This is a genomic window from Streptomyces sp. NPDC031274, from assembly GCF_055570235.1.
In genome coordinates this window covers 1-1,076 of sequence record NZ_JBVIHP010000437.1, presented here as the reverse complement: position 1 = coordinate 1,076, position 1,076 = coordinate 1, and the positions used below count along the sequence as shown (strand labels likewise).

Below are 1,076 nucleotides of genomic sequence, written 5' to 3'. Positions count from 1 at the left end.
AGCCATGACCAGCGTCGCCCCCGCACACAGCGTCACGAACACTTCCGACACCGCCGCATCAAAGCCAACGGAGGCGAACTGCAGTACGCGCGAGCCCGGCTCCACGGCGAACCGCTCACCCTGCGCAGCCACCAGATTGACCACACCCGCATGAGCGACGGCCACACCCTTCGGCACACCCGAGGACCCCGACGTGTAGATCACATACGCCAACCCCGCCCCCTCAATCACCACCTCAGGCGACACATCAGCACACGCCTCCACCAACATCGCCGTCACCGGATCATCAAGAGCCACCACCCGCACACGCCCAGCCGGCAACTCCTCCACCTCCTCCCCCGCACCCAGCACCAACTCCACACGACAGTCAGCCAACATGTGCGCAACCCGCTCCACCGGCAAACCCACGTCCAACGGCAAGAACGCCGCCCCCGCCTTCAACACACCCAAGATCCCCGCAACCAAGTCACCCCCACGCGGCAGACACAAACCCACCACCGACCCAGCACCCACACCCTGACCCCGCAAGAAATGCGCCAGCCGATTCGACCGCACATCCAACTCCGCATACGACAACTCCCCCTCACCCACCACCACCGCAACCGCCCCAGGAACCTCCCGCACCCGCCGCCCAAACAACTCCACCACCGACACACCCGACACACCCGACACATCGACAGCCGTGTCATTCCACCCCGACACCAACAACTCACGCTCATCCAGCCCCAGCACATCCACCGCACCCAACGCCACATCCGGGCCGCCCTCCACCAGGGCACTCGAGAGCGCAGCAACCACACCCTCCGTCGCAGTGCACACCATCCGACCCAACGCCCGCGGATCCAGACTGTCGACCGCCAGCACACTCACGTGCAGCCCCACGCCGTCGTCGCCCACCCCCACAGCCAGGGGATAGTTGGTCTGATCCCGGGCGGAGATAGTTCGGATCCCGTCGAGCGGGCGCTCCTCGTCACCAACCTCAGGCGTGGTGTGCCGGTAGTTGAACAGCGACGTGAACAGCGGCACAGCGCCCCCTACGCCACTGGCCTGCTGCGCGGTCGCCAGCGAGGCGTGCT

At 66.3% G+C, this 1,076-nt stretch carries 1 protein-coding gene; it reads right to left on the bottom strand.

Features of this window, described 5'->3' with window-relative positions; all coding sequences use genetic code 11:
• Positions 1-1,026: AMP-binding protein (locus ACZ5CR_RS46995; protein WP_468870197.1), on the bottom strand; the 1,026-nt coding region annotated here is incomplete at its 3' end.
• Positions 1,027-1,076: the final 50 nt, after the last annotated feature.